The 12174-nt window shown below is 65.4% G+C and carries 8 protein-coding genes and 1 pseudogene; 8 read left to right on the forward strand and 1 reads right to left on the reverse strand.

Annotated elements, in window-relative coordinates; all coding sequences use genetic code 11:
* Window positions 1-410: 410 nt before the first annotated feature.
* Window positions 411-2117 carry a sigma 54-interacting transcriptional regulator gene (locus tag ACE3S9_RS07125; RefSeq protein ID WP_374545749.1) on the reverse strand — a complete coding sequence of 569 codons (1707 nt, stop codon included), beginning with the start codon at window positions 2115-2117 and terminating at the stop codon, window positions 411-413.
* Window positions 2118-2371: 254 nt separating this feature from the next.
* On the opposite strand from ACE3S9_RS07125, the gene ACE3S9_RS07130 reads away from it, so the two are divergent.
* From ACE3S9_RS07130 to ACE3S9_RS07165, 8 genes and pseudogenes are all read left to right on the forward strand, one after another.
* The gene (locus ACE3S9_RS07130) at window positions 2372-3352 is read left to right on the forward strand and encodes a 2Fe-2S iron-sulfur cluster-binding protein (RefSeq protein WP_374545750.1); all 981 of its coding nucleotides are present in this window, start codon (window positions 2372-2374) and stop codon (window positions 3350-3352) included.
* Window positions 3353-3438: 86 nt separating this feature from the next.
* Entirely contained in the window at window positions 3439-4515 is a 1077-nt protein-coding gene (locus ACE3S9_RS07135) for a Rieske 2Fe-2S domain-containing protein (protein WP_374545751.1), read from the forward strand.
* 179 nt (window positions 4516-4694) lie between these two features.
* Entirely contained in the window at window positions 4695-6107 is a 1413-nt protein-coding gene (gene ahcY, locus ACE3S9_RS07140) for an adenosylhomocysteinase (RefSeq protein WP_374545752.1), read from the forward strand.
* A 196-nt stretch (window positions 6108-6303) separates the two neighbouring features.
* Entirely contained in the window at window positions 6304-8820 is a 2517-nt protein-coding gene (locus ACE3S9_RS07145; protein WP_374545753.1) for an ATP-binding protein, read from the forward strand.
* Complete coding sequence (gene tsaE / locus ACE3S9_RS07150; RefSeq protein ID WP_374545754.1) at window positions 8817-10349, forward strand: tRNA (adenosine(37)-N6)-threonylcarbamoyltransferase complex ATPase subunit type 1 TsaE; 1533 nt, start codon at window positions 8817-8819, stop codon at window positions 10347-10349. The genes ACE3S9_RS07145 and tsaE overlap by 4 nt, the downstream gene beginning before the upstream one ends.
* The gene (locus ACE3S9_RS07155; RefSeq protein WP_374545755.1) at window positions 10346-11068 is read left to right on the forward strand and encodes a nucleotidyltransferase family protein; all 723 of its coding nucleotides are present in this window, start codon (window positions 10346-10348) and stop codon (window positions 11066-11068) included. The genes tsaE and ACE3S9_RS07155 overlap by 4 nt, the downstream gene beginning before the upstream one ends.
* Before the next feature lie 24 nt (window positions 11069-11092).
* Window positions 11093-11446, forward strand: a complete 354-nt coding sequence (locus ACE3S9_RS07160; RefSeq protein ID WP_374545756.1) for an antibiotic biosynthesis monooxygenase — start codon at window positions 11093-11095, stop codon at window positions 11444-11446.
* Between the two features lie 19 nt (window positions 11447-11465).
* Window positions 11466-12174: pseudogene (locus tag ACE3S9_RS07165) on the forward strand (double-strand break repair protein AddB); the annotation flags it as partial.

Raw genomic sequence — 12174 nt, forward strand, 5'->3', positions numbered from 1 at the left:
AGCCCCAGATCGGCTCTTGAACGCCATGCGCCGCCCACATCCGGCGGTTGGTGAAGCCGATCTTTCGCCCGACGATGGTCTCGCCGCGCGCCTCGAATGCGGAGCGGAGCAGCGGAGTCACCCGATACGCGTCTGCGACGCTCAATCCGCCGGGCGACTGAGAAAAGGCGGGAATCTGGCGATGGCTCGCCAAGGAGGAGACCACTTTCGTCGCAATGGCGTCCGCATCCATGGGCGTCGGGCCTCTTCCCAAGCGAGTCCGCTCCACCGAACGCGCGGAGGAACCGAAAGGTTCAGCCTGCGGCGGCCATGCGGCTTACGGCGGCTCCCGCACAAAGCCGCGGGAGGACCGAGAGGGTCGCTCCGCGCGGAGTTTTCGACTTCGGCGCCAAGGCGGGCTCGCGCCGCCATCAAGGGTCCGGCGGCGCGGAGAGATGCTTTTTCAGACGATATTCGAATTGGCCGCGGCGCATTTTCAACAGGCGGGCGGCGGCGGAGACATTGTCCTTCGCCTGTTTCAGGGCTGCTTTCAGCACATCGCGCTCCAGTGCCTCAAAGGACTGGAAGTCGTCCAAAATCGCTTCGGCGATCGGCGTCCGCGCGTCCTGCTCTTCGTTGATCGGCGCGCCATTGTCGCCGGGATCGAAACCGGCGGGACGGACCTGCTCGCCGCCCGTGAACAGATGGCGCAGATCGACGGCTTCGCCATCATCCGTCAGGATCACGGCGCGTTCGATGATATTCTCCAGCTCACGGACATTGCCGGGCCAGTCATAGTCCCACAAGGCGCGATAGGCGCGGCGTGTGAAACCGGCGACCTTCTTTTCATATTTGCTCGCAAAGCGCTGGACGAAAAACGACACCAGCAGCGGAATGTCGTCGCGCCGGTTGCGCAGCGCCGGGATCGAAATGGGATAGACATTGAGCCGGTAGAACAGATCGGCGCGAAAGCGCCCTTCCGCCACCTCTTGGCGTAAATCCTGATTGGCGGCGGCGACGATGCGGACGTCGATCTTGCGCACCCTTGTGTCGCCCACGCGTTCGATCTCGCGCTCCTGCAAGGCCCGCAGCAGTTTTCCATGCGCGGAATGCGGCAGGCTTGCGATTTCGTCCAGAAAAAGCACGCCGCCGTCGGCGCGCTCAAAACGGCCGGGCCGCTCCTTGTCGGCGCCGGTATAGGCGCCGCGCTCGACGCCGAACAATTCCGACTCGACCAGCTCATGGGGAATCGCGGCGCAATTCACGGCGACGAAAGGCTTGTCCGCGCGCCGGCTCATCGCGTGCAGCGCGCGCGCGAACCGCTCCTTGCCCACGCCGCTCTCGCCGAGGAACAACACCGTGGCGTCGGCGCGCGCCACGCGCCGCACCATGTCGGCCGCGGCTTTGAAGCCGGCCGACGAGCCGACGAAATTGTCGAATCCCTCGCCGGGCGCGGCCGAGCCGCGCGGCGTCGTCTCGAAGGGCGCCTGCAACAGGCCGGCGTCCTCTTCGTCAAGGTCGCGCCAGTCCGTCAGCGCGCGCCCCACCACCCGGCAGCGGCTGTGGCCCATGGCGACGCATTCCAGCTCGCGCCACAGGATCGGCATGCCCGTCACCGCCGTGCAATAGCCGTTGGCGTAGCCGACCATCATCCAGCAGGCCGGCTCGCCGCTCAGGCCGGAATGGTCGAGATGGGCCTGCGCCTCGAAGGAGGCGCTCCAGTAATAATCGCCCCAGAACGCGCCGCGTTCGCCGTCGCAGACCATGGCGTCGACCGGATGATTGCGGACGAAGCCCTCGATTTCGCGCAGGCGGGGTCCCATGGCGAGCTGTTCCTCGACCCGGCGCTGGCCATTGTCCTCGCGGATGCGCACGCCGTCGTCAAAACCCTGTTGATAGCCGAGCCGCGTCATGATCTCGCGCGCCTGCGGCAGCCCAAGGCGCTCGATCAGCTCGCGGCGGAGATCGGTGAAGGCCGCCGCGTGGAACAGCAGCATGCGTTGGCCATAAAGCGAGATATGGCCGGAATCCGGCGCGAAATGCAGATGATCGCGCAAGGTCCGGTCGAAAGCGCTCGACAAATTGGTATCGAGCCGCGCCTTCTGCGCCGCGTCCCGCGGCTCTCTGGTCGCCGCCATGTGTCCTCCCGATTTTTTTTTCGAGGGTTTCACGAAATAGCGAAAACGAAAAGGCGATATTTTCTGAAATATCGAAATTTGCCGTTGCAGGGCCGCTGTGGCGTGCGCAATTATCGTCTAATAGTTTGATATTTATCATTTTTTATTGAATGGCACGTTTCTCGCTATCCTCCATCGCGAAGGGCTGCGTCTTCCTGAAAGACCGCAAGACCCGAACGACAAGTCGCAAAGCGACGCTGAGGGAGAGAACGCCGATGACTTATGCGGGCTTGGCCGTCGATGACGGCTGGCTTCGGACGATTGTCGCCCGACGGACGATCGAAGCCGAGGATATCGTTTCCCTTGCGCTCGATCCGGGCGGGCCTGACGCCCTGCCAACCTTCGAAGCGGGCGCGCATATCGAAATCGCTTTACCCAACGGCGTCATCCGCCCCTATTCGCTCTGCAACGCGCCTTGCGACGTCTTGAGCTATCAGATCGCCGTCCTGCTTGAGCGCGAGGGACGCGGCGGCTCGCGCGCGGCGCACGAACTGGCGGAAGGTCAGACGCTGCTGGTGCGGCCGCCGCGCAATTTCTTCCCGCTGGCGGCGGATGGCCACAGCCTGCTGATCGCCGGCGGGATCGGGCTGACGCCGCTGCTCGCCATGGCCGAAACGCTGGCCGGCGCCGGCCGCGGCTTCGATTTTCACGTCTGCGCCCGCAATCGTCGCCGCGCCGCTTTCGCCCAACGGCTGGAGACGGCGCCTTTCGCCGCGCGAACCCACTGGCATTTCGACGATGGACCGGCGGAACAGAAATTCGAGGTCGCCGCCGTGCTGGCGTCCGCTCCGGCCGATGCGCGGCTTTATGTCTGCGGACCCCAGGGGTTCATGGATCATGTGCTGACGGCGGCGCGCGCGTGCGGCTGGCCGGAAAGCCGGCTGCATTACGAATATTTCTCCGCCGCGCCGATTGTCAGCGACGGCGACCGCGCCTTTCAGCTTTTGCTGGCGCGCAGCAACCGCATCATCGAGGTGCCGGCTGGCGTCACCGCGGCCGAGGCCATGACGGCGGCGGGGGTCGAACCGCCGCTGTCCTGCGAGCAGGGCGTCTGTGGAACCTGTTTGCTCCCGGTTCTGGAGGGGCTGCCGGATCATCGCGACCATTTCCAGTCCGCCACTGAGCGCGCCGCCAACGGCCGTTTCGCGGTCTGCTGCTCGCGCGCGCTGACCCCGCGGCTGACGATCGATTTCTGAAAGGTTCGGGCCGCCCTGGGCCCGAAGTGAGAAAAGCCGCGACCAACAGGGCGCCTTCGCGGCGAAAATCAAGGAGAGGAAACCCCATGAACACCCACGTCAATGTTCACGAACAAACCAAACTGGATCACCCCTTCCTGCTGCGCGCCTGGTATGCCGCGGCTTTGTCCAGCGAGGTCGGGCCGACCGAGCTGTTCCATCGGAAATTGCTGAATGTGAATGTGATGATCTACCGGACGCAGGACGGGACGCCGGTCGCGATGCGCGACCGTTGCCCGCACCGTTTCGCGCCTTTGCATCTCGGCAAGCGCCAGGGCGACGAGGTTTCATGCCTTTATCATGCGCTGCGTTTCAACAGCGAAGGCCATTGCGTCCACAATCCGCACGGCTCGGGGATCATTCCCAAAGCGGCCAAGGTCCGGACTTTTCCGCTGGTCGAGAAATATGGCTACATCTGGATCTGGATGGCGGATGAGGAGCCCGATCCCTCGCTGCTGCCGGATTACGGCCCGCTGAGCGAGGGCCACCCCAATGGCGTGGCCCATACCTACATGTATCTCAAGGCCAATTATGAGCTGATCATCGACAACGTGATGGACCTCAGCCATATCGACCACGTCCACGGCGAGATCATCACCACGCGCGGGCAGCTCTCGCCGCTCGTGCCGAAAGTGGTCGAGGGCGAGCGCACGGTGAACGCCCGCTGGGAGTGGAAACAGACCCCGGCCATGCACATTTTCTCGAATTTTATGCCCGATCCGGCGGGCGAGGCGCGGATGTTCTTCGACATCACTTGGCATCAGCCCGCCAATATCCAGCTTTCGGTCGGCGCCATTCAGGGGCCGGGCAATCTCGATCTCAAGGATTGCGTCGGCCAATATGACCTGCACACGACGACGCCCGAGACCGAGAACACCACGCACTACTGGTTTTCGACCCGCCGCAATCACATCGAGGAAGACGGTGAATTCAACAAGATGAAGATCCAGGCCATGCATAACGCTTTCGTTGACGAGGATTTCCCGATCATCGAGGCGACCTCGGCCGAAATGGCCACGGATGATTTCTTCTCGCTGGATCCCGTGCTGATGTCCAACGATGTCGCGCCCGTGAAAGTGCGCCGTTTATTGCAACGTCTGATCGAACAAGAGCGCCAGGGCTGAGCGCTCCAACCCGAGCCGTTCCGCGTTTTGCGCGGGACGGCGTCCCCTGCGAAACTTCACCGCTGCGGTTCGATGCCGGAAAGGGCTGAACAGTCATATAAAGACTTGCATATATGTTTATTGCCTCAAGCTGGCGCGCCTGCTATAGAAGCGGCGACCCGCAACAGGACGGAACCCCCATGACCGCCAGCCATCTCACCCACGATTATGTCGTCGCCGATATCGGCCTGGCCGATTGGGGCCGCAAGGAAATCGCCATCGCCGAGACGGAAATGCCCGGCCTGATGGCGACCCGCGCCGAATATGGCAAGGCGCAGCCGCTGAAGGGCGCGCGCGTCGCCGGCTCTTTGCACATGACCATCCAGACGGCGGTGCTGATCGAGACCCTGCAGGCGCTCGGCGCCGATGTCCGCTGGGCCTCCTGCAACATCTATTCGACCCAGGACCATGCCGCCGCCGCCATCGCCGCCGCCGGCACGCCGGTCTTCGCCATCAAGGGCGAAAGCCTTGAGGAATATTGGGATTATACCCATCGCATCTTCGAATGGGGCGACGGCGGCACGCCGAACATGATCCTCGACGACGGCGGCGACGCCACTTTGCTGATCCATCTCGGCCTGCGCGCCGAGCAGGGCGACACCGCCTTCCTCGACAAGGCGACCAATGAGGAAGAGGAAGTCCTCTTCGCCGCGATCAAGAAGCGCCTCAAGGCCAATCCCGGCTTCTATGGCCGCTGCGCCGCCGCCATCAAGGGCGTGACCGAAGAAACCACCACCGGCGTCCACCGTCTCTATATCATGGAGAAGGAAGGCAAGCTGCTGTGGCCGGCGATCAACGTCAACGACTCGGTCACCAAGTCGAAATTCGACAATCTCTATGGCTGCCGCGAATCCCTGGTCGACGGCATCCGCCGCGGCACCGACGTGATGATGGCCGGCAAGGTCGCCATGGTCGCGGGCTTCGGCGATGTCGGCAAGGGCTCGGCCGCTTCGCTGCGCAATGCCGGTTGCCGCGTGCTGGTCTCCGAGGTCGATCCGATCTGCGCGCTTCAGGCGGCGATGGAAGGCTATGAGGTCATCACCATGGAGGACGCCGCGCCGCGCGCCGACATCTTCGTGACCACGACCGGCAATATCGACGTCATCACCATCGATCACATGCGCGCCATGAAGGACCGCGCCATCGTCTGCAACATCGGCCATTTCGACTCCGAAATTCAGGTCGCGGCGCTGCGCAACCTGAAATGGCACAATGTGAAGCCGCAGGTCGACGAGATCGAATTCCCCGACAGCAAGCGCATCATCCTGCTGTCCGAGGGCCGTCTGGTGAATCTTGGCAACGCCACCGGCCACCCGTCCTTCGTGATGTCGGCCTCGTTCACCAACCAGACGCTGGCGCAGATCGAGTTGTGGACCAAGCCCGGCCATTACGCCAAGAAGGTCTTCACTCTGCCGAAACATCTCGACGAGAAGGTCGCCAAGCTGCATCTCGGCAAGATCGGCGTGAAACTGACGACGCTGACCCCGGCGCAATCGGCCTATCTGTCGGTTCCCGCCGAAGGCCCGTTCAAGCCTGAACATTACCGCTACTGAGCCTGTCCGCCCAAAAAGGCGGCGTCCGAACTGTGGCGCCAAAGCACATTCTTGCGCCTCCAGCCTCGGCTGGGGGCGTTTTCCATTTCGTTCCCCTTTCTTAACCAAGAATCCGGAGAGTAAATTTGGGTGATTCGCGCGGGCGATGCCGGGCCTGCCCCGGATGAGGGCCCGTGGGGAAGGAGACGCCGGGTTCATGCCGCCGACAGAACGCCAGACGGGATTGCGCCAGCGCGCGCGCCTGCGCCTTGCGCGTTGGCTCGCGGCTTCGGCGCTGATCGTCCCGGGCGGGGCGAGCCGCGCCCAGGCGGCCGTGACGGCGTTCGGCGGCGTCGATGACGCCGGCGGGCTGGTGGGCCTGTCGCTCGGCGCCGGTCTGGTGGTGTTCTCGACCATCACCGCTCTGCTGCATCTGACCGGCCGGCAACGATGGTCGCGCCGCGAGGCCGAACTCACTGCTGAAATCGACCATTTGCGCCAGCAGGTCGAGCGCGCCCGCGCCTTTCTCGCCGCCGAAACCCAATTTGTCGTGGTCTGGGGCGGCGCGCGCGGCGATCCGGAGATCGAGGGCGACGTCAGCCTGGTGGTCGACGCGCCGCTGCCGCGCCGGGTGCTCGGCTTCGGGGCGTGGCTTTCGGCCGACCAGGCCCAGAGCCTCGAAGCCAATGTCGCGTTGCTGCGGGAGCGCGGCCAGGGCTTTCGCCAGGACCTCGTCAGCCAGGGCGGCCGCCATCTCGAAGCCGAGGGCCGCGCCATCGGCAGCCGCGTGGTGATGCGGGTGCGCGACGTTTCGGGCGACCGACTGGAGCTGGTGCGGCTGCGCAAGGTCCAGGCGGAGCAGATGGCGCAACTGGAAAATCTGCGCGGCCTGCTCGGCCTTTCGCCGCATCCGGTCTGGACGCGGGGGGCGGACCAGAAGCTCGACTGGGTCAATGAGGCCTATTCCCGCGCCGTGGACGCCAAAAGCCCCGAAGACGCGGTGGCCCGCGAGCTGGAGCTGCTCGACAGTTCGGCGCGCGAGGCGGCGGCGCGCGCGCGGCAGGCGGGGCAGGTCTGGCGCAACCGCGAACATGTCGTGGTCGCAGGCGTGCGCCGGCTGATGGATGTGCTCGACGCGCCCTTGCCGGGGGGCGCCGGCGGCATGGCCGACGATCTCTCCGAACTGGAGGCTCTGGGCGCCGATCACGCGCGGCAGGTGCAGTCCCACATCCGCACCCTCGACCAGCTCGCGACCGGCGTGGCCATTTTCGACCGGGCGAAGAAGCTGGTGTTCGCCAATGCCGCCTATCGGCATTTGTGGTCGCTCGATCCGGCCTTCCTCGACCAGAATCCGACCGATTCCCAGATCCTGGACCAGTTGCGCGCCGCGCGCCGCCTCCCCGAACAAGCCGATTATCGTGGCTGGAAGAACGCCCTGCACAATGTCTATCAGGCGATCGAGCCCGCGCCGCAGGTCTGGCATCTGCCGGACGGGCGGACGTTGCGCGTCGCCTTCGACCCCAATCCGCAGGGCGGGGTGACCTATCTGTTCGACGATGTGACCGAACGGTTCGCGCTGGAATCGCAATTCAACGCGCTGGCGCGGGTGCAGAGCGAAACGCTCGACACGCTGCAGGAAGGCGTGGCGGTGTTCGGCGCCGACGGCCGGCTGAAATTGCATAATCCGGCCTTTGGCAGGCTGTGGCGGCTGCCGAACGCCATGCTGGCGGAGCGGCCCCATATCGACAGCGTGGCGGGCGCCTGCAAGGCGCTGCTGCCGGACGAATCGTCCTGGTCGGACCTGCGCAGCGTGATCGCGGGGCTCCATGCCGTGCGCATGGGCTTCCAGCGCCGCATGAGCCGCGCCGACGGCTCGATCGTCGATTGCGCCGCCGCGCCGCTGCCGGACGGCGGCACGCTACTGACCTTCATCGACGTGACCGATGGCGTCAATGTCGAGCGCGCGCTGAAAGAACGCAATCAGGCTCTGCTCGCCGCCGAGCAATTGCGCAATGATTTCGTGCACCACGTGTCCTACGAGCTACGCTCGCCGCTGACCAACATCATCGGCTTCATCCAATTGCTCGGCGACGACGCCGTCGGCCCGCTCAACGACAAGCAGCGCGAATATGCCGGCTATGTCCTGAAATCCTCGGCGGCGCTGCTGGCGATCATCAACGACATTCTCGATCTCGCCACTATCGACCGCGACGCGATGGAATTGCAGCTCGGCGACGTCGATATCCAGCGCACCATCCACGAGGCCGCCGAGGGCGTGCAGGACCGCCTGGCGGAATCGCATGTCGAATTGTCCATCATCGCCGCGCCCGATATTGGCGGCTTCCGCGCCGACGGCCAGCGCCTGCGGCAAATTCTGTTCAATCTGCTGTCCAACGCCATCGGTTTTTCCGAGCCGGGCCAGACCGTCACTCTGGCCGCCTTGCGGCGCGAGACCGAAATCGTGTTCAAGGTGTCGGACCGTGGCCGTGGCATACCGCCGGAACTGCTTGACAAGGTGTTCGATCGGTTCGAGAGCCATACGCTCAATTCGCGCCATCGCGGCGTCGGCCTCGGCCTGTCCATCGTGCGGGCTTTTGTCGAATTGCATGGCGGTACGGTGCGGATCGATTCCGCGCCCGGCGAGGGCACGATCGTGACCTGCGCGTTCCCGCTTCGCGAAAACGCGACGAGCGGGAGCCCGGAGAAGAAAGCATTGGCGGGAGGCGGCGCATGAGCGAGCCGGTCTGGCGGGTGGAATTGCCGGACGAGGCGGCGACCCGCGCTCTGGCGCAGGAAATCGCCGGCATGGTCGGCGCGGGCGATCTGGTCACGCTGAGCGGCGATCTTGGCGCGGGCAAGACCACTTTCGCGCGCGCCTTGATCCGGAAACTCGTCGGCGATCCCGAGCTTGAGGCGCCGAGCCCGACCTTCACTCTGATGCAGGTCTATGAGACCGAGGGCTTCCCGATCGTTCACGCCGATCTCTACCGGGTGAAGGATCCGTCCGAACTGGCGGAACTCGGCTGGGACGAGGCGGCCGAAGGCGCGCTGGTCCTGGTCGAATGGGCGCAGCGAGCCGGCTCCGCTTTGTCGCCGGACCGGCTCGATATCGCGCTGTTTACCGATGGGCGGCGCGGCCCGGATTTCCGCCGCGCCGAGATCATCGGCCACGGCGCGGCGGCGCGCCGCCTGATCCGCCTGCGCGGCGCCCAGGCGTTGCTGGAGCGCTGCGGCTGGGACGAGGCTGAACGCCTGCACATGCAGGGTGACGCCTCGACACGCGCCTATGAATTGCTGGTCAAGCCGGACGGCGACAAGGCCGTGCTGATGATTTCGCCGCCGCGGCCCGACGGCCCGCCGGTGCGCGCCGGCAAGCCCTATAGCGCCCTGGTTCATCTCGCCGAAAACATCCGGCCGTTCGTGGCTATGGACGAGGCTTTGATCGCCCAGGGCTTTTCGGCGCCGCGCCTGTTCGCCGCCGATCTCGAAGTCGGCCTCGCCGTGCTGGAATATCTCGGGACGGAAGGCGTGGCCGGAAACGCCGGGCCGATCCCCGAACGCTATGGCGAAGCCACGCTGCTGCTCGCCGAACTGCATGGGCGCGCGCTGCCGCAAGAGATCGCTTATTCGGGTGGAACCTACCGCATTCCGCCTTTCGATCTCGAAGCCTTGCTGGTCGAGGTCGAACTGCTGGTGGAATGGTATGCGCCGCATGTCGCCGGGTTGCATCTCGCCTCGGGCGCGCGGGCGCAATATGAAATGGCCTGGCGCGCGGTTCTCGCCGGGCCGCTGGCGGAGCCGACCGGCTGGACCCTGCGCGATTATCATTCGCCCAACCTGCTCTGGCTGCCGTCGCGCGAGGGAATCCAGCGCGTCGGCGTGATCGACTTCCAGGATTGCGTGCTGGGGCCGCCCGCTTACGATGTCGTGTCGCTGCTGCAGGACGCGCGCGTGACCGTGTCCGACGAACTGGAATTGAAACTGCTCGGCGCCTATGCGCTCGCGCGGAAAAAAGCGCAGCCCGATTTCGACATGGCCGCCTTCGCTTCATCCTACGCCATCATGGGCGCGCAACGCGCGAGCAAGATTCTCGGCATTTTCGCGCGGCTCGACAAGCGCGATGGCAAGCCCGGCTATCTCGCGCATATCCCGCGCGTGAAAAGCTATCTGAAGAAAAATCTCGGCCATCCGGCGCTGGCCGATCTGAGGGCCTGGTTCGAGCAATATCTGCCGCCGTTCCTGGCGCAGGAGGACGCGGCATGAGCGCGGGTCCGGACAAGGCGCTGGTGTTCGCGGCGGGGCTCGGCACGCGGATGCGTCCGATCACCCTGAGCCTGCCGAAACCTTTGGTGCGCGTCGGCGGCAAGGCGATGATCGACCACATGCTCGACCGTCTCGAAGAGGCGGGCGTGAAAGAGGCGGTCGTCAATGTCCATTGGCTGGCGGATCAGATCGAGGATCATCTGCGCGACCGTGCGGCGCCGCACATCAAAATTTCCGACGAGCGCGATTTGCTGCTCGACCAGGGCGGCGGCATCGTCAAAGTGCTCGACGAATTCGGCGGCAAGCCCTTCTTCATCTGCAACACCGATGCGCTGTGGATCGACGAGCCGGAATCGCAGGTCGCGCGTTTGGCGCGCGCCTGGGACGGCGCCAAAATGGATGTGTTGCTGCTGCTCGCCGACCGGTCGAAGAGCCTCGGCGTCGAGGGGCGCGGCGATTTCTTCCGCGATGCGCAGGGGCGGCTGAGCCGGCCCGCGCCGGGCGAAGAGGCGCCTTTCGTCTATACCGGCGTCGGCATCATCAAATCCTCTCTGTTCGAAGGCTGCCCGCTGGAGCCGTTCCGCCTCGCGCCGTTCTTCTTCGCCGCCGCCGAACGCGGTCGGCTCTATGGCCTGCCGCTCAAGGCCCGCTGGCTTCATGTCGGCGCGCCGGATGTGATCGAACAGGCGGAAAAGGTTTATCGGGCGGCGGTCGTCTGAGCCGGATAAGCCACGGAGCGGGCGATGGCGGAAAGCACGCAGGTTTCCCCTTTCGCGGCGACGCCGGAGCCGCCCTATTTCGCCGTGATTTTCACCTCGCTCCGGCGCGGCGGCGATGATGGTTATGGCGAAATGGCGCGGCGCATGTTCGATCTCGCGCTGGAGCAGCCGGGCTGCCTCGGCGCGGAGAGCGCGCGCGACGCCAGCGGTTTCGGCCTGACGGTCGCCTATTTCGCCAGCGAAGAGGCGATCGCGGCCTGGCGAAATCATGCCGATCATCGCATCGCGCAGGAACTGGGCCGAACCCGATGGTACAAACATTACGAATTGCGCGTCGCGCGCGTCGAGCGCGCCTATTCGGGCCCCGAAGGCCGTTGAGCGGCGGGCGGGAGCCATCGTGACGCCGCGCGTTTTCACCATTCCGCCCGGCGCGCCGTTCCTCGACATTTTCGCGCGCGCCTTGCTCGACGGGCGGATCGTCCCGGGCCTTTCGCGCGCCTCGGGGCCGCTGGCTTTGGCGAAAGCGACGATCTATGTGCCGACGCGGCGCGCCGGCCGCGCGCTCGCCGCGGAATTGGCGCGCCAGAGCGACAGCCCCGCCTTGCTGCTGCCGAAAATCCTGCCGCTGGGCGCGCTCGACGGCGAGAGCGGCGAGGCCGGTTTCGACAATCCGCTTGACCCGGAATTGCCGCGCGCGGCCGGCGATATCGAGCGGCGCATGATCCTGGGCGAATTGATCCTCGCCTGGGCGCGCAGTCTCAAGCGAGCCATCGTCTCGATCGACGCCGACGGCGCGGTCCATCACGCGCCCGAGGCCTTGCTGGTCGCGGCCCATCCCGCCGACGCCTGGCGCCTGTCCGGCGATCTCGCGGCGTTGATCGACGAGATGATCATCGAAAACGTCGATTGGGGCGGCCTCGCAACGCTCAATGGCGAATTCGACGATTATTGGCGCATCACCTTGCGCTTTCTCGACATCGCGATCAGCCTGTGGCCCGATATCCAGCGCGAGCGCGGCTTCGTCGATCCGGCCGCGCGCCAGCAGGCGTTGATCGCCCGCGCGCTGGAAGCCGTGGCGCGCGAAAAAAATCCGGTCATCGCCATCG

The organism is Rhodoblastus sp. (assembly GCF_041915505.1).
Lineage (GTDB): Bacteria > Pseudomonadota > Alphaproteobacteria > Rhizobiales > Beijerinckiaceae > Rhodoblastus.

Bases quoted from the DNA above. Each gene is read 5' to 3' on its own strand.
- ACE3S9_RS07125 (WP_374545749.1), bottom strand. From the start codon at position 2,117: ATGGCGGCGACCAGAGAGCCGCGGGACGCGGCGCAGAAGGCGCGGCTC.
- ACE3S9_RS07130 (WP_374545750.1), top strand. From the start codon at position 2,372: ATGACTTATGCGGGCTTGGCCGTCGATGACGGCTGGCTTCGGACGATT.
- ACE3S9_RS07135 (WP_374545751.1), top strand. From the start codon at position 3,439: ATGAACACCCACGTCAATGTTCACGAACAAACCAAACTGGATCACCCC.
- ahcY (WP_374545752.1), top strand. From the start codon at position 4,695: ATGACCGCCAGCCATCTCACCCACGATTATGTCGTCGCCGATATCGGC.
- ACE3S9_RS07145 (WP_374545753.1), top strand. From the start codon at position 6,304: ATGCCGCCGACAGAACGCCAGACGGGATTGCGCCAGCGCGCGCGCCTG.
- tsaE (WP_374545754.1), top strand. From the start codon at position 8,817: ATGAGCGAGCCGGTCTGGCGGGTGGAATTGCCGGACGAGGCGGCGACC.
- ACE3S9_RS07155 (WP_374545755.1), top strand. From the start codon at position 10,346: ATGAGCGCGGGTCCGGACAAGGCGCTGGTGTTCGCGGCGGGGCTCGGC.
- ACE3S9_RS07160 (WP_374545756.1), top strand. From the start codon at position 11,093: ATGGCGGAAAGCACGCAGGTTTCCCCTTTCGCGGCGACGCCGGAGCCG.